Annotated in this window: 15 protein-coding genes; 6 read left to right on the top strand and 9 right to left on the bottom strand. The window is 66.4% G+C overall.

The genetic code is table 11. The features are described 5' to 3' along the window. Nucleotides 1-2946 (bottom strand): polysialyltransferase family glycosyltransferase (locus ABD172_RS02965; protein WP_344306793.1); only part of this gene is annotated, 2946 nt, incomplete at its 3' end. Further along, entirely contained in the window at nucleotides 2943-4742 is a 1800-nt protein-coding gene (locus ABD172_RS02960; protein ID WP_344306791.1) for a glycosyltransferase family 8 protein, read from the bottom strand. The genes ABD172_RS02965 and ABD172_RS02960, both read right to left, overlap by 4 nt. 123 nt (nucleotides 4743-4865) lie before the next feature. Between ABD172_RS02960 and ABD172_RS02955 the strand changes: the two genes are divergently transcribed. The 6 genes from ABD172_RS02955 (at nucleotide 4866) to ABD172_RS02930 (ending at nucleotide 13131) form a co-directional block, all read left to right on the top strand. After that, on the top strand, nucleotides 4866-6059 hold the full coding sequence (locus ABD172_RS02955) for a sialidase family protein (protein ID WP_344306789.1): 1194 nt from the start codon (nucleotides 4866-4868) through the stop codon (nucleotides 6057-6059). Between the two features lie 143 nt (nucleotides 6060-6202). Beyond that, entirely contained in the window at nucleotides 6203-7183 is a 981-nt protein-coding gene (locus ABD172_RS02950) for a glycosyltransferase family 2 protein (RefSeq protein ID WP_344306787.1), read from the top strand. Continuing rightward, complete coding sequence (locus ABD172_RS02945; RefSeq protein WP_344306786.1) at nucleotides 7180-8523, top strand: polysialyltransferase family glycosyltransferase; 1344 nt, start codon at nucleotides 7180-7182, stop codon at nucleotides 8521-8523. The genes ABD172_RS02950 and ABD172_RS02945 overlap by 4 nt, the downstream gene beginning before the upstream one ends. 2 nt (nucleotides 8524-8525) lie before the next feature. Next, the gene (locus tag ABD172_RS02940) at nucleotides 8526-9521 is read left to right on the top strand and encodes a glycosyltransferase family 2 protein (protein WP_344306785.1); all 996 of its coding nucleotides are present in this window, start codon (nucleotides 8526-8528) and stop codon (nucleotides 9519-9521) included. After that, complete coding sequence (locus ABD172_RS02935; protein WP_344306784.1) at nucleotides 9518-10927, top strand: polysialyltransferase family glycosyltransferase; 1410 nt, start codon at nucleotides 9518-9520, stop codon at nucleotides 10925-10927. The genes ABD172_RS02940 and ABD172_RS02935 overlap by 4 nt, the downstream gene beginning before the upstream one ends. Next, complete coding sequence (locus ABD172_RS02930) at nucleotides 10924-13131, top strand: DUF6716 putative glycosyltransferase (protein WP_344306782.1); 2208 nt, start codon at nucleotides 10924-10926, stop codon at nucleotides 13129-13131. The genes ABD172_RS02935 and ABD172_RS02930 overlap by 4 nt, the downstream gene beginning before the upstream one ends. A gap of 106 nt (nucleotides 13132-13237) precedes the next feature. On the opposite strand, the gene ABD172_RS02925 is transcribed toward ABD172_RS02930, so the two are convergent. From ABD172_RS02925 to ABD172_RS02895, 7 genes are all read right to left on the bottom strand, one after another. Then, nucleotides 13238-14395: an LGFP repeat-containing protein gene (locus ABD172_RS02925; RefSeq protein WP_344306780.1), complete on the bottom strand. Its 1158-nt coding sequence runs from the start codon at nucleotides 14393-14395 to the stop codon at nucleotides 13238-13240. A gap of 132 nt (nucleotides 14396-14527) precedes the next feature. Then, nucleotides 14528-15313 carry an SGNH/GDSL hydrolase family protein gene (locus ABD172_RS02920; RefSeq protein WP_344306778.1) on the bottom strand — a complete coding sequence of 262 codons (786 nt, stop codon included), beginning with the start codon at nucleotides 15311-15313 and terminating at the stop codon, nucleotides 14528-14530. A 92-nt stretch (nucleotides 15314-15405) separates the two neighbouring features. Beyond that, on the bottom strand, nucleotides 15406-17529 hold the full coding sequence (locus ABD172_RS02915) for an acyltransferase family protein (RefSeq protein ID WP_344306776.1): 2124 nt from the start codon (nucleotides 17527-17529) through the stop codon (nucleotides 15406-15408). Nucleotides 17530-17740: 211 nt separating this feature from the next. After that, nucleotides 17741-19783: an acyltransferase family protein gene (locus tag ABD172_RS02910; protein ID WP_344306774.1), complete on the bottom strand. Its 2043-nt coding sequence runs from the start codon at nucleotides 19781-19783 to the stop codon at nucleotides 17741-17743. Continuing rightward, entirely contained in the window at nucleotides 19780-21198 is a 1419-nt protein-coding gene (locus ABD172_RS02905; RefSeq protein WP_344306772.1) for a hypothetical protein, read from the bottom strand. The genes ABD172_RS02910 and ABD172_RS02905 overlap by 4 nt, the downstream gene beginning before the upstream one ends. Then, complete coding sequence (locus tag ABD172_RS02900; RefSeq protein WP_344306770.1) at nucleotides 21195-21767, bottom strand: GtrA family protein; 573 nt, start codon at nucleotides 21765-21767, stop codon at nucleotides 21195-21197. The genes ABD172_RS02905 and ABD172_RS02900 overlap by 4 nt, the downstream gene beginning before the upstream one ends. Then, nucleotides 21768-22817, bottom strand: coding sequence for a glycosyltransferase (locus tag ABD172_RS02895; RefSeq protein ID WP_344306768.1), 1050 nt, complete (start codon nucleotides 22815-22817; stop codon nucleotides 21768-21770). Nucleotides 22818-22843: the final 26 nt, after the last annotated feature.

Here is a 22843-nt window from a genome sequence, read left to right as displayed (position 1 = left end):
CGCCACGAGATCCTCGTGGCGGGCGCCGTCGAGCGTCCGCACGTCCTCGTACGTGGGGTGACTGAGGAAGGTCGAGAGCAGGTGCACCGCGAGGCGCGGCCGCATGACGAGTTCCCGCGCGTACGGTCCGAAGACGGTCGCGTAGTCGTCGAGGAACGCCCGGACCCCTGCCTGGACCTCCCCGCGCACGGGATCACCCGGATCACTGTTCTCGAGGACCGAAACGGACGTGCCGCCACGGATCTCGAAGCCGGTGCAGGACTCGAGCCCTGCCGGGGTCACGAGGTACTCGAGCAGGCCGCCCGAGGTGAAGAACACCGGGTCCGAGGTGAACTCGTCCACCTGAAGATCGTTGATCCACGCGTGTTCGGTGTTGTGCTCCATCGTCGTGAAGTACATGCCGGCGACGGGACGGCCCGCGGCGAGAGAGATACCGCGCTGGGCGCTCCCGGAATACCCGATGTCGACGATCGCGGGGTGTTCTGCCCCGGAGAGCGCCTGCGTGTAGTACGCGGTGACGGCCTCGTTGTGCCCGCGGGTGCGGGCGATGATGTCGTCGGCTGCTGCGGAGATCGCGTTCTTCACGGCCTCCACGTGACGACCGAGCGGTTCGCCGACAGTCCCGGGCCCGGCGGCGGCGATCGACGGGCCGAGCGCGGTCGCGACCTCGTCCCCGAAGCGCGTGCGCAACAGTCCGTCGACGGTCGTCCGCCGGTTCACCCCGTGGACGAACTCGGTGTACGCGACGTGCCCCGGCTCCTGGTTGAACACCGAGAACATGGCCCGGCGGGAACTCATCGTGTACCGCAGATCGATCCCGTCGAACGGCGCACCGAGCACCTCCTGGAGGCGGCGGGCCACATCGAGCGGGAGGTACCCGTCGCGGGAGAGGAAGTGCACCGCGTCGTGACCGCGCGCGTGCGCCGTCCGCAGGATCCACTGTGCCCACCCGGAGATCGCCGGGCCCACTGCCGCGTAGCCGAGCAACCGCGGGTCGCCGCCGACGACGGACTCGGAGTCGAACACGCGGTACGGATTGTCGAAGAGGTGCGCGGTGACGAGGCCCCGGACGAGCGCCGAGGCGCGTTCCTCGCGGATCCCGGCCCACGCCTCGGACCAGGCGCGGTGCCGACCGGCCGCAGCGGTGGCCGAGGGCAGCCACGCGGCCCTCAGGCCGTGCTCCTGGGCACCGGCGACGTCGTGGTCCTCCCGGTCGCCTATGTGGAGGACGCGTGCGGCCGGGACGCCGAGGTCGGCGACGAGGACGTCGAAGAGGTCACCGGCGGCCTTCGTCGCCTGCTCCTCGTGGGAGCTGAAGAGCGCGTCCGGACCGAAGGGCAGCTTGCCGAGGGCCACGGAGCCGAGTTCGTCGGTGTCGAAATACGTGTCCGTGGTGACGACCCAGCGTTTGCCGTACACCCGGGCCACGTGGGCGAGGGCGATCCCGGCCCGGCGGGGTGCGACGAGCCGGGACTCGAGGGCCACCTCGGCGGCGTGCATGCGGTTCGCGGTCTCCTCCGTGAGCCGGAGGGTCCGCGCGAGATAGTCGTAGACGTCGTGGAGCGAGTATTCGGCCGGGCGGCCGCCCCGGGAGGCGAAGTCGGCGTCAAGCCGTCCCCACACGGTGCGGCGGACGTCGGAGAAGCGCACGTACGGCGGCAGGTCGTCACGGAAGGCCGAGTCGAGCAGAGCGTAGATGTCGGCACCCGAGGAGGCAGGACGCTTGACGAGAGTGTCGAAGAGATCGAAGGAGACGACCGCGGTGTCGTCGGCGGCAACCGCCTTCACGAGATCGACGTACTCCGGCCCGAAATCGACATCGGCGAGCATCCGGTGGCCCTCGTCGTCGACGAGCGGAGGATGCGCCTCCATGCGGGAGGAGAACACGTCACGGGCGCGGTGCACCTCGAGTGCCGGAGGCAGTTCGTCGACGGTCGGGACGCGTGCGGCGAGCGCGACCTCATTGCTCACGAGGCCCCGCCTTTCGACGGGGATTACCCGTGCGACGTCGAACTGCGCGAGTGAGGGGATCCGGAACGACGGGACGTCGAAGTACTGGGGTGCGGTGAAGAGGCTCGTCGAACTGATCGCGACGACCGCGGCAGGGGTGCTCTCGAGGAACCCGACCTCGAGGAGCATCGCGGGATCGCGGTGCTCGGCGAAGCGGGAGAGCTCGTCCGCCGTGAGGAGCGCTCGGATGCGCTCGAGCAGACCCGTGTTCTCCCGCGGGTGTTTCTTGTAGACGACCCGGTACCCCTTGCCGAGGATCGTCCGGATCGCTGTGACGTACTCCGCTGCCGCCTCGTCGATCGTCTGGGCCCCGCCCTTGCGGAAGAGGTACTGCTCGACGACGAGCACGGCGTCGGGGCCGAGCTGCGAGGCGCCTGTGCTCCGAGAGCCCCGCGCGCCACCGGTGCCCCGGTCTGCGAGCTTCTCGAGCAGGGACCGGAACCGTTCGCGATCGATGAGCCCGAACACCTCGGGGTGGTCCGCCGCGTCGATCGGGAGCATCCGGTCGCAGTAGTTGTGGAGGTACACGCCCTGCAGACGGCCGCGTGCCTCGTACGTCGCGAGGAGGCCCGGGTAGTAGGAGGCCATGCCCTCCTCGTAGAGGACGATCGAGGCCTCGGGGAAGGACCGGAACACCCGGTTGTGCAGCCACGTGTTGTGGGTGAAGAACATCCGGATCTCCGCCGGATCCGGGCTCACGGAGCGCATGAACCGGCGGTCGGCGAGCTTCTTCGTGTACTCGGAGGTGTCGGTGAGGAACTCGACCTTCCGGATGCCCGGCAGCAGCGACCGCATGGTGGCCTCGAGGACCTTGTTGTCCTCCTTCGAGTAACAGAACAGGCCGAGAACATCGACCTCGTCCTGCGGTCCGACAGCCCGTGCCGAAAGCGCGGTGAGGAATCCGAAGAGACCGTTGACGACGAACAGACGTTTCACTTCGGGATCCTCCTGCGGACGAACCGGGCGGCTCTCATTGCGGTGGTCTTCGCCATCACCTTCGCCGCGCCCTGACGGTTGCCCGAGGCGAGCAGCGCTTTCGCGAGTACCTGCCGGTTCCGCAGCGAGTCGGGCGTCTGCTTGAGCGCGGCGCGTGCGACCTTGATCGCCGAGTTGTGCTTGCCGAGTGCGAGGAGCCGCTCGGCCTCCCGGTAGCCGCCCTTGCCGGTCCCGAAGGGATCGCGTCCCTTCCCCCGGGCGACCCGGCCGCCGACCGCATCACGCAGTTCGATGATGTACTCGATCTTCTCGTGGTCGCTCAGTTGGGCGAACCACAGATCGTCAAGTGACGACCATTCCGGCTCACCCACGAGGTGCCATGGTTTGGGCCCGACGTAATGGATGATCCGGGCGTGCTGCAGCGTGACGACGTCCGGGTACCGGCCGAGCGCACGACGCAGCGTGTTGTACTCCGGCGGCAGCCACGTGATGTCGGTGAGCACCTCGTTGAGGAACCCCTGGTCTCCCCCGTCGTACGAGGGTGTGCTCGGGATGAGCGCGAGCAGGCGCTGGTAGAGGTCAGCGTCCGGGGAGCAGACGAACACTCCCGAATTGAAGACGTCGTTCTCCAGACGCAGGCCGAAGTCCGGAGCGGCGGCGAATCCCTCGTAGCCGAAGAGCTCGTCCGGGGACCGCAGGACGATCGTGTCCGCGTCGATGAACACCGCCCGGTCGAGGAATCCGAGGCCGAACACCTCGAGCTTCGTGTACGTGTTCGTGAACCGCAGCTGGTGCGACTTCTGGTCGTGCGGATTGCGGATCGAGTTCACCGGGTGCAGGCGCACATTGCCGTGCTCGAAACTCACGTCGGTGATGTCGAAACCGGGCGGGACCATGAGGACGAGAGGCACGTCCGACACCGCCGCGAGGGAGTTCGCGAGTGCCCGGACCCCCCAGAGGTACTCGTGCGAATCGCACATCGTCACATAGGCGCACCGGAGTTCCTCGCCGCCCGGGCCCACGGGCAGGAGCGCGCTGAGGTGATCGTCGCCGAGGGGGTACTTCGCGAGGGGGACGAGGCGATTCGCCGAAGGCACCTCGGGCGCGGGCGTGAGCACGAGACGCATCCGGTTGCCGACGGTGACGTCGTGGAACGCGGTGTCGGGGAACTGGGTGAGTGCCGCAGCGAGGACCCCGAGGTCGTTGTTGATCCGTGACCACGACTCGTAGCGGCGGTCGAGTGCGAGGGTCGAGTCCCCGACGTTCGTCGCCGGGCGGGCTGTGATGTAGGACCGCCGACTCGTGATGGAGCTGAGTTCCTGATCGAGCACGAGCACGGTGCCGTAGCCCATGGCGGCGACGACCGCGACCATCCGGCTGATCGGGTTGGGGCGGCGGTCGCGCATGAACCACACCGCGAGTTCGGGATTCGAGGCGATGAGGTGGGCGTAGTCGAAAACGTTCCGGTGCGCGGCCCGCCGGAGGGCATCGATCCCGAGGCGGGTACGGGAACCGTCGACGAGGATCCGCCCGAGGCGGTACTCGCCACGGAGCTTCACGCGTGTGAAGTCCTCGACGGAGGCGGAGTCGTCGACGAACCACCCGGCGACATCCCGACCGAAGTGCAGGGCGAGTTCCGCGGTGAACGCACCGAATCGATAGACGTCGATATCGGAGGGGATCCGCGTGTAGTCGATATCAGCCTGGTTGATACGCGGATCGACGACGAGGGCCGTGCGGTTGGAGAGTCCCGGGTCGAATTCCAACCGGTCGATGTGCGTCAACACCTGCGCCACGTCACCACGTACCTTCGTTTCGTTCTTCCTATTCCGCACCGGAATACCCTACTCATGCACCACGAGCCTACTTGTTACCGATTCGTAGCCCCGGAGTCCTCCCCATCCAGCAGGATGTCCTGTGTGATCCTCCATTCCATCTCCCGCCGGTTGTTCCTCGGGCTCGGCCTAGGTACCGTCGCAGCACTTTCCGGTTGTGGCCCCGACGAGCGCTCGGTGCGGATCGGGGACGACGACGGCACCGCACGGGACGCAGGCACGGAGGAGACCTGGGTGTCGGGCACACCGCGGGCGACGCCACCACGAAGCGTCTACGAATCCTGGCCTGTCCTCTGCCGCGCGGACGACGGAGCGGCGGTTCTCGCCTACTCGTGCGGTGACCTGCACGGCCGGTCGGCCTCGCGCCTCGTCGTGTTCACCCGGTCCACCGACGGCGGTGTGTCGTGGACGGAGGAGACCGTGCTCGAGGAGCCGGGGTACGACCTCTCGATCTATTCCCTCTCGACGCTGTCCGACGGCAACCTTTTCGCGATCGTCCGGCGTGTCCGCGCGGCGGACAACTCCGACTGGACCCACCTCGTGTACGTCTCCTCCGACGCCGGGCGCACGTGGAACCGTCGAGGCGCCCCGATCCGGGTACCGAACACGCCGGTTCTGCTGGAGCCGGTGTGCGAGACCGTCTCGGGGACTCTTCTCACCTGCTGGCACGCGGAGCCCGGTGAGGGTGGCGGTTCCCTCGCCTGGGGGCTGCTGCGCAGTGAGGACCGCGGTGAAACCTGGAGCCAGGAGGAGTTCGGGACGGCCCCGAGCATCGATGACCTGCCCGTTGAAGGCCGTCTCCTCCGGCTTCCCGACGACCGTCTCCTCATGATGTGGAGGGAACAGACCGAGGGTCGGGCAGTCCGCATGGCCCTCGGGGACGCCGAAGGTCGCGGCTGGGATCCGCTCGTCCGGACGAACATCACGGATGCGTGGGCGACGCCTCTCGCGCCGGTGGTCGACGGCGACCGCATACACCTTTACTGGTTCGACCGCGGCTCGATGACCTTCCGCGTCCGCCGGGCGCCGCTCTCCGTCGACGACGACCTCACCTCCTGGCCGGAGTCCGAGGTGTACGGAGAGGTCCGCGCCCCTTCCCCGTGGGACTCCGGGTACGTCGATGCCTGTCTGCTCGAAGCCGGGGTGCACCTCACGGCGTTCTACGCCGGCGATCGTTCCGGGACCCGCGTATACACGCACACGTGGACCGCAATGCGCCCGGGTGCCGCGACCGACGGCGGAACGGGCGGCGACTTCGTCCTGCCGTCGGAGTCCTGACTCCGGACCCACCCGTGCCCGCTCGGACCGGGTGCGACACAGGGCGCCTTGTTCTCCGACGCGCCGGGACACTGGGAGCAGGGCCCGAAACTCCCTTCCGGTAGCATGTCTGACGGTCCAGCAGCAGCTTCCGAAAGGCGACGATGAGCAGTCCGCTCGTATCCATGGTGATCCCCGGCAAGGACGCCGCTGCCACGGTCGGCAGCACACTGCAGAGCGTGGCGGCACAGGGACTCACCCGCGACGAGCTCGAGGTCATCGTCATCAACGACGGCTCGACCGACGACATGAGTGCGGTCGTCCGTGAGTACACCTCCTCGTTGTCGATCGATCTCGTCGAGCACGCCGAGGCCCGCGGGGTCTCTGCCGCGCGGAACGAAGGAATCCGGCGCGCGAACGGGAGGTACATCACCTTCCTCGATTCCGACGACTGGTACGGAAAGGGCCACCTCCGCAACCTCGTCGACACGATCTCCCGCCTCGAGGTCGACTGGGTCAAGGCGGACTACGTCGTCGCCAACGGCCAGGTGCGCCGCATCGTGCAGGCTCCCTGCGCACTCCGGAACACACCCCTCGACCCCCGCGACTACATCAACCCCATCAACACGTCGTCGATGGTCGACTTCCCCAATGTGTGGTCCGGTATCTACCGGACCGATCTCCGCGACCGGGGACTGCTGTTCTTCGACGAATCGCTGCGCACGAGCGAGGACCGGCTCATGACGTGGGGCCTTCACCTCGGCACCACGTCCTTCGCCGTCGCGACCTCCCACAACATGTTCTATCGCAAGGGTTCCTCGACGTCCCTCACGGGAGTGTTCGACGAACGACAGCTCGACTTCATCCGCGCGTTCCGACTCATGTTCGACCTCGTCGAGCGCGAAGGGGTCTATGAGGAGTTCGGTGTGAAGGTGGCACGCAGCTTCCTCGGAATCCTGCACTACCAGCGCGCGAACCGATTCGACTCGATGGATCACGGCGTCCGGGACCGCTTGAAGCGCGAATCCGTGGCACTCCTCGAGCACATTCCGGCGCGCATCACCGCAGCAGCACTCGTCGGCTTCGGGGACAAACGTATCCGTGTGCTCAAACCGGTTCTGCACCAGGCGGGAGTCTCGCTGTGACCCAACTCGTTTTCGCATCCACGTTCTACCAGGCCGTGTCCCTCGCGGCCATGGTCGATGCCGGCCAGATCGGAACACCCGGCGAACGGCGGATCCTCGTCACCTCGAACAATGCCCCGGCGCCGGAACTCGCGCCCGACATCCCGGAGATGCTCGGCGCGAATTCCGTCCTGTCTCGCTTCGATGCCGTCCACAGCTGGAACGATCTCATCGAGCCACTCCACCCGAAGGACTTCTCCTTCGGCATCACCCACCAGCCGATGTACTCCCGGTACGTCGGCCGGGAACTCGGCCTCACCGCAGACGAACCGATCGAGTTGCTTCTCGAGTCGTTGCCCTATGCACCGGCGGGCACCTTCGCCACGCTGTTCCCGCACGCGCCCATCTCCGTGCACTCGGACGGGCTCATGAGTTATGGCCCCTCACGCCGCGGGATGCCGCAACACGTGAAACAACGGCTCACGACGCTGCACTATACGGATCTCGTCCCGGGACTCGCGCCCCAGCTCCTCATCGAGGAATCGCCCGTACTCAATGCGATCGACCCGTCGCACATGCGGTCGGTGTTCGGCGAGCTCGTGCCACTCATCGAGCCGATCCTGCTCGAGCGGGGAATCCGCCCGCAGGACGGGACCGCGGTCGTCCTCGGTCAGTACATCGCAAGCCTCGGACTCATCGACCACGAGGAGGAGATCGCTCTCCACACCTCGATGGTGGATGCCGCCGCGGAGCGGGGTTGCACCCGGATCATCTTCAAACCACACCCGGCCTCCCACCAGCAGACGGTCACCCGGATGGCCCAGCGGGCCGCGGGTCTAGGCATCGAGTTCTGCACCGCGGATGTGCCGGTCTCGGCCGAAGTGCTGTTCGAGATCCTGCGCCCCGCGCTCGTCGTGAGCTGTTTCTCGACCGCGCTGGCCACCGCTGACGCAATGTACGGGATTCCCGCAATTGCGGTCGGCACAGAAGCGCTCATGAAGGACCTGGCACCCTTCGAGAACAGCAACCGCGTCCCGCTCGTCATCGCCGACTACCTGTACGGTTCACTGCACACGCCCGACACGCAGGAACTGCAGGCACTCACCAATACGGTGGCGTACTGCATGCAGCCGGAGCTCCTCGCCGACCGTCGCGACCTCGCCGAGGACTTCCTGCGAGATGCCTCGATGGCCGAAGTCCAGCGGTACTTCAAGCGGCGTCGCCTCACGAAGCTCGATCTTCCGGGCCGTCTTCCCCCGCGTGAACCGCGAACCGGAATCGTGTACCGAGCGAAGCGGGTTGCCCGCCGGGGTCTGCGCACCGTCTCCGGCCTCGTCCGGAAACCGAACCGAGGCCGGTGACCGTGTCTGCTCCCGACCTCACCGTCATCATTCCCGCGAAGAACGGGGCTCAGTACCTCGGCACCCTGTTCCGGTCCCTCGAGCGTCAGTTCCGGGATGGCGAGCGGGCCCAGATCATCTTCGTCAACGATGGCTCGACCGACCACACGGAGCGTGTGCTCGAGGATCATGCAGGGGTCTTCGACGACTTCACGGTCATCCGCAACGAGAGGTCGGTCGGCCTCGCGAGTGGCCGCAATATGGGTCTACGGGAGGCACGCGGCGAGTACGTCGTGTTCCTCGACGGCGACGACTGGCTCCCCGACGGGCAGATCCGTACGGTCCTCGACGCTGCCCGCCGGCTTGACGTCGACTTCGTCCGCTGCGACCACACCCGGGTCGAAGGGACGAAACGCGAACTGCGCCGCGCACCGATGGCGATCCGGGACCGTGCTCTCCCTCCCCGCGCAGGGATCCTTCCTGCCTACGACTCGACGATGGTCGATTACCCCTTCGCCTGGGCGGGGATCTTCCACCGGCGCCTGCTCGACAATGCGCTCCTCTACTTCCCCGAGGGCTTCATGACCGCCGAGGACCGCTCGTGGATCTGGAACCTCCACCTCCACGCGGAGAGTTTCGCAGTCGTCGACTCACCAGGTGTCTGTTACCGCCGTGGTGTCTCCGGTTCGCTCACCCAGATTCTCGATGTCCGCCAACTCGACTTCATCCGGGCGTTCGAGGGAATCTTCGACCTCGTCGCCGAGGACACCTTCGCCGACCTCTACTGGCCGAAGGCGACCCGCAACTGGCTCGCGATCCTCGAACACCAGGCGAAGCGCTTCGCTTCCTCTCCCGCGGACATTCGGGCGAAGTTCGCCTCCGGCGCACGGCGCGCGAGTGCCCGGGTACCCTTCGACGTCCTGCGGGAGGAATTCCGCAGGAGCCGGCCGGACCGGCAGGCCCTCGTGCACAGATATCTGCCACAGCCGGGGCTCCTCGTGAAGGACATCGTGAAATGAAACAGGTCTTCCTCGCTTCCACGTATTTCCAGGTGGTGTGCCTGTCCGCCGGGATCGACGCCGGCGAATACGACCGTCCCCCACACCTTCGCCTGTACGGCGCCGAACTCGACTTCCCGGAGTGGACCGCGCCGAGTGAACGCATCCTCCTCTTGAGCAACAACGCGCAGGTCCTCGAACTCACCGCACAGCTCGACTCGGCAGCCGGACTCGCACCTGCACTGCGGTCCTTTGACCGGATCGTGCATCTCAACGAGGCGATCGCCCCGACCCATCCGAGTTCGTGGGTCCCCCAGGAAGCCGACCTGCCGATGCTGCGACGCTTCCTCGGCGACCTCTGGGACCTCCGCGAGGAACCGGTCGAACTCGTCCTCGAATCCCCGCAGGTGAACCCCGCGATCGCACTCGGCCGAGTGTTCCGCGATTCCGTGATCAGAGTGCACTCCGATGGCCTCATGAGCTACGGACCCACCCGCAACAAGATCCCCCTCGGCAACGGCCAGAGGGTGAGCACGCTCCACCACCTTCCTCTCGTGGAGGGTGTGACGCCCCGACTCCTCGACGAATTCGACGCAGTCGCCGTCCCGCTGTCGGTCGCGGCATTCCGGGCGAAGGTCGCGGAGGTCGCCGAGGCGATCCGCGACGAGCTCTCTGTCCTCGACGGGATGCGCGGTCCGGGCACCGCATTCGCGGTCGGTCAGTATCTCGCGGCACTCGGCCTGCTCTCCGAACAGGAGGAGGAGGCCCTTCACGTCTCGATGATTCAGGAGGCCGCCGACCGCGGGTTCGACACCCTCGTTTTCAAACCGCATCCCGCAGCCCCTCCCGCCACACTCGTGCCCCTGCACGAGGCGGCGGACCGCCTCGGGATCCGCCTCGTCCCGTTCTCCAGCCCGGCGATCGCCGAGGCCGTGTTCGAGCACCTCGAGCCGGGTCTCGTCCTCGGATGCTTCTCGACCGCGCTCGCGACCGCCCGCCGGTTCTACGGTATTCCGGTACTCGCGCTCGGCACCGAGATCCTCCTCGAGCGCATCACGCCGTTCCAGAACAGCAATCGCATTCCGGTGACTCTCATGCGTGAACTCGCGGACGGGACCGCTCGCGAGCGCACACCGGTCGAATCACGGGAACTCCAGAGCCTTGTCGACGCGGTCGGCTACGCGATGCTCTCGGAGGTCGTACCGCACTTCCGGTCTCGGGCCACCGAGTACCTCTCACGGATCATCGGGACCGAGGCAATGATCTATTTCAAACGTCGGCGCCTGTCGACCCTCGGGCTCCCCGGCGGACGTCCGGAACGCACCACGGTGGCCGCTTCGGTCCGGCGCACGGGCCGGCTCGGGGTAAACACCGCACGATTCAAGCTCCGTGAGGCCCGCGCCGTGAGAAAGGCGAAGCGCGCATGAGCACTCTCTGCTGGGTCGAATCCCCGCTCCAACTGCTCTCCGCTCTCGAGGCGCACACGGCACTCGGCGACACGACGGAACTCGAGATCCTCGCCCGGATCGATGCTCCGGGCATGCGCAGTTTTCTCGACCGGTTCCCGCGCGGCTGGTTGCCGACGGGTGTGACGCTCACGCCGGTGGGGAGCTTCGCTCCCCCGCCGCCGGGTACCTCACGGGTCCTCCTCGGCGATCCGTTCTCCGGGCAGATCCAGAAGGCGCTTCTCTCCTCGCCGCGTTCCCTGCGGGCACAGTACGTCCTGCTCGATGACGGAATCGCCACGCTCGATGCGGTCGACCGACTCACCTCGGACCGTCCCAGGCCGCTCGTGCGGTCCCGGGCTTCCGGTTCTCCTGCCCGCACCGTCCTCGGCACCACCGCATGGACCCTCCTCCACACCGCGCTTACCGCCGGACGTTTCGCCTGGGTGACGGGGATGGATGCGGACCCCGAGACCGTCGCAGCTTTCACCGCCTCCGGAGGAAAGCTCCGCCACCACGACTTCCCGTTCACCCGGGGCGTGCCGGTAAGCGAACCCGAGATCGGTCCCCGTATCGTCATCGGCTCGGCCATGGTCGCAGATCGTCTCATCGCCGCGGCCCCGTATCTCGAGTGGCTGCGAGGCCTCGCTGCCGAGGGGCCGGTGGAATATTTCGTGCATCGCCGGGAGGAACGTTCACTCCTCGACGAGATTCGCACCATCGACGGCGTGCACGTGCGCCGCGCCGGCCTGCCGGTGGAGATCCGCCTCGCGAAGGCACCGGCCGGGGCCGAGGTCTTCAGTCTTCCCACCTCCGCCGTGCGCACACTCCCCGTCACGATGCAGGACCCCCGCATCCACGTGAGCGCCGTGCCTCCGGAATGGTGGACCCGGCAGGCGCCGGACGCGCTCCGCCGGAACCTCAATCGGGAGAGCGGCGCTGCCGAGGACGACCCGACAGCCTCGACCCGCTTCACCGTTGTCTCCGTCTCCGACAGCGAGTCCTACCTCAAATGGGCGTGCCACACGCTCGATTCGCTCGGACCTGACTTCGACATCCATGTCCTCCTCGTCGACAGTCCGATTCTCCCGACGCGCGAGCAGATCACGAACGCGATCGCTGGATCCTCCTGGGACGGACGACGCATTCGCATCGTGAACCGAGCAGATCTCGCTGCCGAGTTCGAACGCCTCCGTCCGGACGTCGTCCTCGCTGCCGCCACCGGTCCCGTGGTCCAACAGGTCTACGCCACCGCCGCTCACCTCGAACGCCGTCCCGGCCTCGTGTCCGGGCTCCCCGGCGTCGGGCTGCCGGCGACCTCGAAGGGGATGCGGTACCGGCGCCTCGGGGATATGTTCATCGCGCACTCGGAACACGAACGCTCCGCGTACGAGGAGGTCGCCGAACGGGTGGGTGTCCCGGTCGAGGTCGTCCTCGGTCGGCTCCCGATGCTCGCCTCCGTCGAACCTCCGGAACCGGCGTTCGCGCCGGGGAGTGTGCCGCGTACCGTGGTGTTCGCTCCGCAGGCGAAGGTCCCCAAGGAACGTGCACAACGCATCGACATCCTTCTCGCCCTCGCCCGGTTCCGCCGGAACTTCTCGGACTCAGAGGTCGTCGTCAAGGTCCGCAGTCGCCCCGGCGAGCAGGAGACCCACCACGAGGAGTTCACGTACGTCTCCCTCATCGAGGAACTCCTCGCCGATGGGGCCCTCACCGAGGGGGAACTGCGGATCGAGGTCGGGCCGATGGCGGACTTCCTCCAGCCCGGCACGGCGCTCGTGACAGTCTCCTCTACGGCAGCCCTCGAATCGCTCGACCGTGGTCTGCAGACGATGGTGATCTCCGATTTCGGGGTGAACGAGGAGATGCTCAACATCGCGTTCGAGGGTGCCGGCGAGACTCTCGGCACGCTCGACGACCTCACAACCGGTCGATTCGGTTTCCCGAGCCGAACGTGGCTGGCAGCGAACTACTTCCAGGAACCGAACACCGAACTCGTCGACGCTTTCACCCGCCTCGCGGTCCGATCGCGCGAGCGGCAATTGTCGGATCTCCGCGGCGCCGCACGCGTCCAAGACCTTCGCCGTTTACGCGCCGAGGTCCGGACACTCTCCCCGGCTCCCGTGGTGAAGGCGTACAAGGCAGCTCGGAAGAAGCTGGGCGAGATCCGAAACCCGCATGGCTGAGCTTGCGAGAGCAATAATGCTCGACTGCAGCATGAAACGGCGCCCCGAGTAAGTCCTCGAGGCGCCGTCCTTCATTCAGCTGGATCAGGTGTTCCGTCCCCAGTGATCAGCTCGCGCGACCGCTGGTGGAGACGTGAACATCGATATCATCGTCGCCACGCTTCTCGTAGGACACTCCCCACTTGTTGTCGTCCCACTCGACCTCGTCGAGGAGGCCGAGCCGACCGTTGTTGTAGCGATTCGCGAAGAACGTGTTCGACGCGTCGATGGCCTTGCCCATGTTGTACTTTCCGGCGCCGTTGTATGCCTGGCGATCGTCGTCGTCGCGCTCATCGTCGCGGTCGTCGAGGCGTGCATACGTCCCCGCGAGGTTCACGTCGTACTCACGGGACTGGCCGGAGGAGTTCACCAACGTGATCTCCCACATGCTCTGGGCCTTGTTGATCGCCTTCTTCGCGTTCTCGACGGTCGGGCCGGTCTTCGGTGCCGTCATGTTCTGTCCGTTGGGCAGTTTGTAGGACGGGCTGCCGTTACGGATCTGCACTTCACCGAACACGAACTGCTGTGTCGTCACACCGTTCTTCGTCGCCGGGTTGCTCTGGGGGAACTGGAGCGTGCCCTTCTCCCAACCGGTGTTCTTCCACGCGCTCGTGGTCGCTTGGTTCATCCACCGCGCACCGGCTTTGCGACCGGTACCGCTCTTGTTCCAGACGACCGTGCCCTTCTGGAAGTTCTGGTAGGTGCCCAGTCCGGTGCTAAGGCGCTGCTGTTCACCGGTGGGGTAACCGAGCGAGCCCTTCTCCCAGCCGGTCTGCGACCACACCGACCGCTGCGAACCCCACGTGGAGTGCGCGCCGGTTGCCGGCGACCAGTGGATCGAACCCTTCTGGAAGTGCTGATAGGCGCCCTTCCCGTCCGGGGTCTTCGTCTCGTTCATGGTCGGGTATCCGAGGTTGCCCTTCTCCCAACTGTTCTTCTTCCAGGTGTCCAGCATGCCCTTCTTCATGACGGCGTTGCCGGTCTTCTTGCTCCACACCACGGCACCGTTCTGGAACGTCTGGTAGGTGCCCGTCTTGGTACCGAGCCACTTGTCGGCGGACGTGGCCCTGCCGAGTCCGTATTGTGCTGCCAGCTTCTCCTTCGGAGTTGCGGCGGCGGCCGGAGCTTCCGTGACCGTCATGCCGACCGAGGTGAATGCGGCGGATGCCAGGAGTGCCGCAGCAACGAGTGCGGCGAGGCGTCCGCGGCGACGGGGGATGCTCATGATGAACTCTCCTCGAGTCGTGACCGGTGCACGTGAAAAGAGATTCTTCGCTGCGTCCCGATCGGGTGTGCTTCCACTGTCGCGACTCGAATATGAGAAAATTATGAAGTTTGGCACATAGGAGAATCGGTCTCAGAAGCCGTCGGACTGCCTTTGTTCCCGGGCGGTCGACCGGTGCGATGTCGACTCCGCGGGCGCACCGCTTTCGGTGATCACGTCAGCGGTACAGCTTCCCTCGGCCGGGAGCACCCCGCCGCCGTCCGGATCGAACTCCGAGCGATACGACACGAGTATCGCTTCCGCGAGTTGTGCATGGCCCTTCGCGTTCGGGTGGATGTGATCGGCGAAGAGATCGTCCCCCGCCCCGACGAGCGGGTCCCTGAGTTCGAGAAAACACGCACCGTGCTCGCCCGCCGAAGTGCTCACGCGCTCGGCGAACTCTTCCATGACCAGCGGATCAGCGCCGCGCCGGTGAAACGGTGCAAGGCTCACAACTGGAGTGTGCGGCAACGCTGTACGCAGCGCGTGGAACGTAGCATCGATCTGAGTACGCTGTTGCGCAGCCGCATAGTTACCCGCCGAAGCGACGAACACGAGGTCGGGCTGCACAGCCACGAGGTGCCGCACGCTCTCTGTGAAGGACTCGCCTCCCGGGACGCGCCCGGCCGTGTCGAAGCTCGATCCGTTGTGCGCGACGTTGAACTCGATCCATCCCTGCGCGCGGGCGACTCGGCTGGACCACCGCGCCGATTCCGGGGATGCTCCCTGTCCTGTAGTGAACGAATCCCCGATGAACGCCACCACCGGCGGACGCTCGCGCTTGCTGTCGGCCGAGAACCGATGTGCGACGACGGACCCCACAACGCCAGCAGTCCCGGCGATGACGACAACACACACCGCGACGGCAAGCGCAGTCACCCCGTGCTTGTTCGGTCGATCAGTTCTGGGCACTGGTCATTCCTCCGAGGACACGGTCGATGGACGCACAGCACCGTCATATCCGTGACGGCTCACAACTCGAGCATCTCCGCGAGAGGCTCGACGAGCGTCCTCGCATACGTCGCCGAGATGTGGTTCTGGTCCCGGTACACGAGCACGTTTCCGATCACGGCCGGGCACTCGGTCTCGGTGCAGAACTCGTCCGTGAGGGACTCGAACCGCACGCCTTCCACTCGCTCGGCAGCAGCCTCCAGAGCCGCATTCGCATCCGTGAACTCGCGACTCTCGGCGCGGGGGATCGCGCACTCGGCAAGGTCATAGAGATTCGCGCTCACGCAGTCGGGAACGTTCTCCTCATCGACCGGGGTCGGAGTGTCGCGAAGTGCCACCACGTCGATCCCCTCGTCCACCATCGGCTCCATGACATCGACGAATCCCTGGGTGCCGCGCGGCTCCTCGTCACTGTCCGGCGCGAGATCATCGACCGCGAGGTTCGTCATGAGTACCTTCTCCGGCTGCATTTCGAGGATCCGGTCGAGAGTCTTCTCATTGGGTTCGACGCACGGGAACTCCGGGTCCTCGTGCAACGCACGCGGTTCCAGCGAGAACGGGCACGAGTCGTGCATGAAAGTGACGAGCTTCCATTCCGTCCCCTCGACCGCGGCCTTGAGCGTCGGCAACCACTGATGTGCGTGCGAGTCACCGACGACCACAAGGGTCTTCTCCCCGTCCGGGTTCGCCTCCACGCACTCGGGCGTCGACTCCGAACGTGCATCGGCAGCCCCCATTCCCTCACAGGAATCCCACTGCGGAACGTCATCGCGTGCTTCTGCCGGCACCGGGACGATTATGTCCTCATAACCCGGAATGAACGTTTCGAACGAATTCCCGTCGATGGACCCGGCACCCATGCCGTCGACGTCCGCTGCAAGCAGCTGCTGCGTGCGTTCTTCCTGCACGGCAAGATGCCGATCGTACACGGCCTGCGGGATGAAACAGAAGGCGCACGCAACCGCCATCGCGGTGAGAGCCGCACCTACAGTCATCCAACGCCGATCCCGCAACGTGACGTTCTTCCGCACCGGATTCTCGACGAGGTAGTAGCTCGCGATCGAGAACACGAGGGAGATCGCGAGGACGCACAGACCGAAAAAAAAGCCGGGGTGGTGACCGACGACGGCGACGTAGTACGTAATGACCGGGAAGTGCCAGAGGTAGAGGGAGTACGACCAGTTGCCCACCATCTGCGTGGGCCGCCAATCGACGATCGGATGGAGCGACCCGAGTCCGCTCGTGCGCCCTGCGACGATGACGGCGACACACCCGAGGACCGGGAGCAGTGCCGCGGTACCCGGGAAGGGTGTGGCACCCGTGTACATGAACGAGGCGGCGAGGATCGCACCGACACCGGCGAGCGCGAGCACCTTTCGGACGACGGGCAGACCCCGCGGGTCACCGAGCACACACGCGAGCATGCCTCCGACGCCGAGTTCCCACACACGGGTGGGCGTGATGAAGTACGCGGTCGGATCCCCCGCATTCACCTCAGCGACGCTGTAGACGAACGAGGCGGCAACGACGACGGCGAAGACGACGAACGAGGTCTCCCGGAACACCGCAGGAGCGTAGGGCGCATCCTGACCGAGACCACCGGCACGTCGGTGCGTACGTTTCGAAACCCACCGGGCGATCACGAGCGCGAGGATCGCCAACAACGGCCAGAACACATAGAACTGTTCCTCGACCGACAACGACCAGAAGTGCTGGAACGGGGTGTCCGCGGCCTCCTGGGTGAGGTAATCGACGGACTTCGCCGCAAGCGCGAAGTTCTGCACGTACAGTGCCGAAGCGATCCCCTGCTGCGCCACCGACTCCCACTGCGTCGACGGCAGGAACCACGTCGCGGAGATACCGACGGCGATGATCGCGACCGTCGCCGCCGGGAGAATGCGCCGTGCTCGGTTCGACCAGAACGTGAGAAGAGAGAGCTTCCCGGTCTTCTCGATCTCTCCGAGCATGTGCGAAGTGATGAGGTACCCCGAAATCACGAAGAACACGTCGACACCGACGAATCCGCCGGGCAACCAGTCCGGGTTGATGTGGTAGATCACCACGGTGAGCACGGCGATCGCCCGCAGCAACTGGATCTCCGGACGGAACTTCCGCGGTGCTTCTCCTGCGGCTGAGCTCGGCATCGAAGGCGTGGCCCCACGTCGATGGCGGGGAGGGGCCGAGGTCAACAGTGTGTCTTTCACAGCCGGAAGGGCACCTTTCTTCGCGATTCGCTCAGGTGGTCGTATGGCCGCACCGAGCGACGGACCCGAACAAGTGTGCTTGCTGAAGCTGATCGATTCGTGGACCCACGCCGGGAGTCTGCGCAGGTTTTGACACCACGGGCCCAACGCCTCAATCGAGGTCGAGAATCGCGGCCACCTCCGGAACCAACGTCCTCACATACGTCGTGGTGAGGTGGGAGTCGTCCCGGACCACGAGAACGGACCCGACGACCGCGGGGCACTCCGTGTCCGTGCAGATCCGGTCGCCGAGGCTCTCCCAGCGGACCCCGTCGACCAGCTCTGCGGCCGTGCGGAAGGTTCTGTTCGCGTCGGTCTCCTCGCGTCCCTCGGAACGTGCCATCGTGCAGGCGGAGAGGTCGTCGTGATGTTGTACCACGCAATCGGGCACCATCTCGCCGCGAGGACGCACCGGGGTACTCCCCAGCGCGATCACGTCGATGCCTGCCTCCGCCATCGGCCTCATGACGTCGAGATACCCGGTAACTCCTCGCGGTTCCTCGGTGCTGAGGGAAGCGAGGTCGGTGTACGACTGATTGCTCATGAGAACTTTCTCGGGCCGCAGTTCGAGGATGCGGGAGAGCGTCCCGCGATTCACCTCGGTGCAGTGCAGCACGCCGTCCGTCTCCCATCCGCGCGGCTCCAGGTTGAACGGACACGAATGGTGGATGAAAGCGATCACTTTCCAGTCCGTACCGCGGACAACCTCCTCGATCGCGGGCATCCACTGTTCGGCGTACGAGTCGCCCACGACAACGAGAGTCCTGCTCCCGGCAGGATTGGCGACGACGCATTCCTCGACGGTCGGAGACCGGGCCTCCGCCGGGGTTCCGGGGCACTCCGGGAATCGCGGGAGGTCTTCGGCGGCTGCTTCCGGAGTCGGCACGATCGCCTCTCCATAACCGGCCACAAAAGCGTCGAAGCTCTCGGGCTGCAGCGATCCGGCACCGAATGCCGGGGGCGGATCGGCGACCAACCGCGCCGCGCCTTCCTCCGCCCGCGCCACCGCACGCGTGTGCAGTCCGTGCGGGACGACGGCGCAGGAGGCGGCGACTGCCATGGCCGTGACGGCCCCGATGGCAACGGTCCACGGCCGACGTCGGAGGTATTCGGACCTCCGCACCGGGTTCTCGACGTACCGGTAACTCAGATCCGCGGCGATGAGGCAGAGGACGAGAAGGCACAGCCCGAAGACGGGTCCCGGGTGATGGCCGCGAACCGCGACGTAGAACACGACGGCCGGGTAATGCCAGAGGTAGAGCGAGTACGAGCGGTCACCGAGGAACTGCAGGGGACGCAATCGGAGCACGCGGTCGAGACCGGTCCGACCCGCTGCGATGACAGCGAGGCACCCGAGTGTCGGCAACAGGGCCGACAGTCCGGGGAACGGTGTTCCGTCGTGGTACACGACCGCCGAGACGAGCACAGCGCCGAATCCCACGATCGCGAGTGCCGTCCGTGCCTTGGGGAATCGCACCGGGTCGCCGAGGACGCACGCGAGCAGGCCACCGATCCCGAGTTCCCACACCCGCACTGCGGTCGAGTAGTACGCGCGAGGATCACCTGCGTCGACCCTGACCGTCCCGTACACGAACGACGCGAGGACGACGAGCGCGAAGAGGGTGAACACTCCGGTGCGGAATCGGCGACGGAACATGAGGAGCGCCAGGAGCACAAGAAGGGGCCAACCGAGGTAGAACTGTTCCTCGATCGAGAGGGACCAGAAGTGCTGGAAGGGCGTGGACGCCGCGTCCTGGCGCAGGTAGTCGACCGACTGGCTGGCGAGAGCCACGTTCTGCACGTAGAACGCCGAGGCGATCCCCTGGACCGCGGTGAGGTCCCACTGCGTGCGCGGCAGGAAGAGCGGGGACGCGAGCGCGGTCGCCGCGAGGGTGACGGTCGCCGCCGGCAGGATCCGGCGCGCCCGGTTCGCCCAGAATCCGGCGAGGGACAACCGGCCGGTGCGGGTCACCTCGGCGAGCATGTGGGCGGTGATGAGGTACCCGGAGATGACGAAGAAGACGTCGACGCCGACGAATCCACCCCGCAACCACTCCGGGTTGATGTGGTAGACGACCACGGTGAGCACAGCGACTGCCCGGAGCGCCTGGATCTCCGGGCGGAAGCGCCTGGGGTGCGGCGGTGCGTCGTTCACGATCGAACGGCGCCCCGGTCCTGCTTCCGCTGCTTCCTCCGGGCACACCACCACAGGAGTGCCCCGGCCGTGACGGCGAGGGCCGGCCAGTACGTGTAGCGGAAGTGGTTCGCGGGGGCGATCGGGAAGTACCCGAGGACGTAGAACATCGCGGAGGTCGAGAGCACGACGACCTCCGCGCGGAATGCCGTCAGGCGCCGCGCACCGACGAGCAGCAGCGCTCCACCGAGGAACCAGAACCACGGCGTGAACAGCATGGGGAAGGTCCCGAGCGCGAAATCGACGACGTAGGGCTTCACCACGTAGTCGGCCGTACGCGAGCCACCTCCGAGACCGACCTTCGATGCCTCGCCGTCCCAACCGCGTTCCCAGTACTCGAGCTGTGAGGTGAAGAAGTAGTGCGAGAACACCGCTGCCCGGTACTCGACGTACCGAACGGGGTGTGTGACCACCTCGGTGACCCACAGGTGGCGGACCTCGTCCTGGTACGCGATCGGGCTGAAGGGTTCGCCCGTTTCACCCCGTCCGTAACAGTTCCAGTACGCGTCCCAGATCTCGCCCTGGTCGATGCACTCGGCACGTGCCGTGTTGATGTGGTCCTTGAGTTCCTTCGGTGCAGCGGAGGCATTCAGCTCCGACTCCGGCACGGAGAACATCACGTCGTCGAGCATGATCTGGGAGATCTGCCCGGTGGCCCGGACGTCCTTGGCCTCCGCGATGGCGCCGTCGGTGGCGAGAGTCGCGCCTCCGAGCACCCCGAGGACGACGAGTGCACTCACCGCGCTCCCCCAGAACCGGATACGGGTCGTCCGGAGCCGCTCGCGCCGCGCAGCGAGCGCCGACCACGCCATCCATCCGAGGTAGACCGCGATCGGGACGAGAGCGAAAACCGCGTTCTTCCGGGCGAGCGTGCCGTAGACGAGGAGGACGGCCGCCGGGACGAGGAGGACCCACAGCGCGCGCGGCCGGAGCCGCACGAGGAAGACGAGGACGACGGCGAGGAGGAAGGCCGTCGCCATCTGGACGTCCTTCCACATGATGTTCAACTGGCTCAGCGACCACGGGAACACCGGGAGGAGGACGGCGAGGAACGATCCGAGGCGACTGGCGAGCCGGTGGTGCACGAGGAGTCCGAGCCCGAACGAGCCGAGGCTCATGAGCACGAGCTGGACGACGAGAAGAGAGCCGATCTCCCCGGTGAGACCGATGAGCCATTCCCACAGGGCCGCGACGACGGGCGGATGCCAGTCGGAGTACGGGATCTCCCCGAGCGCCTGCTGCGCCTGGTTCACGATGTCGTTGTTCGCCCGTCCCGGGTAGAACGCGTGCACGAGGTACGCGCCGATGGCCGCGGTGACGAGTGCGAGAACGGCGTCCCACCAGTGACCGCGGATCCGGGAGAGAACCGGTATCACGAGCGCTGTTCCTCCTCCACCGCGCTCCGGCTCCCGGTGCCGGCGCTGTCGACGACCTCGACCTCGGGCACGGAGACCTCACGGAACACCCACGTGCGGTAGGCGTAGAAGCGGAAGATCATCGCCAGTCCGATGCCGATGACGTTCGTCGAGATGTTGTAACTGATGGGATCCCGCAGCCCGAGGAGGTACCAGCTCACGCCGAGCGGCAACACGGCTATCACCATACCGATGCCGTTCACCACCCAGAACAGGAGGAAGCCGCGTACTCCGCCTCCCCCGGTCCGATCCCCGTAGGTCCAGAACTTGTTGCCGATCCACGCGACGAAGATCGAGGCCACGGTCGAGATGATCTTCGCCTTGAGCGGGCTGTCGGCGAGCAGAGCAGGTACCCCGAGGAACGGGATCCCGTAGACGAGGAGGTTCGACACCCCGACGTCGACGATGTATCCGAGCCCGCCCACCATGAGGAAGCGGAAGACCTCGGTCGCGAGCCGGCGCCACCGCGGCACGGCGGGGGCCGGAGCCGGAGCGGTTCCGGCGGCGGGGTCGGAGACGTGCCCGGTCATTCAGGCGACGCCGTTCCGCGGGACCTCGGTCTCGATCCTGGTCCCGGCCAGGTCGGTGCGCACCGGCACCGAGTGGGCGTTCGTCGTCACCGCCGGTGGCAGCGAGAGGTAGTGGAGCCGCGCCTGTTCCCGCCGCTCGCGGCGCAGACCGTCGAGGACGAGGCCGACGCTCAGCATGAGGAACGCGAGGATCATCGAGCACGCCGCGAGGACCGCGGTCGGCAGACGCGGGACGAGGCCGGTCTGCCAGAACTCGTAGACGACCGGCAGTCCGAACCCGAGGGAGACGAGGGCGAAGAACAGGGTGAGCAGACCGTAGAAGAGGCTCGGTCGTTCGTGGCGCACGAGCGAGGCGATGAGCCCGAGGATCCGGAATCCGTCCTTGAACGTCGAGAGTTTCGACTCGCTGCCCTCGGGGCGATCGCGGAACCCGACCGGGACCTCGACGTTGGGGATCCGCAGCGACATCATGTGGACCGTGAGTTCGGTCTCGATCTCGAAGTGCTTGCTCACCGCGGGGAACGACTTGACGAAGCGCCGGGAGAACACCCGGTAGCCCGAGAGCATGTCGGTGACGGAGTCCTTGAACAGCCATCCGGTGAGGCGGTTGAACATCCGGTTGCCCGCCTCGTGCCCGGGACGGTACGAGGAGGTCGCCTGGGTGTCCTGGCGGACGCCGAGGACGTGGTCGTAGGGCCCGGACAGCAGGAGGTCGATCATCTCCGGAAGGTGGGAGGCCTCGTAGGTGTCGTCCCCGTCGACCATGACGTAGACGTCCGCGTCGATGTCCGCGAAGGCCCGGCGGACGACATTGCCCTTGCCCTTGCGTTCCTCGCGACGGACGATCGCCCCGGCGGCCTCGGCCCGTTCGGCGGTCCGGTCGGTCGAGTTGTTGTCGTACACGTAGACCGTCATCTCGGGGACGGAGGCTCGCAGATCGGTGACGACCTTCTCGACCGTCACCTCCTCGTTGTGGCACGGCACGATCGCGGCGATCCTCAAGTGACCCACCGACGAGGAATCCTGCATGCGTCCATCTCCGCTCGACATGTTCTCCTTCGCGCCCGAACCCTGTC

The sequence above is a fragment of the Brevibacterium samyangense genome (assembly GCF_039529845.1).
Classification (GTDB): domain Bacteria; phylum Actinomycetota; class Actinomycetes; order Actinomycetales; family Brevibacteriaceae; genus Brevibacterium; species Brevibacterium samyangense.
The sequence above is the reverse complement of the archived record's forward strand: the minus strand, read 5'-3'. Positions and strand labels throughout refer to the sequence as shown.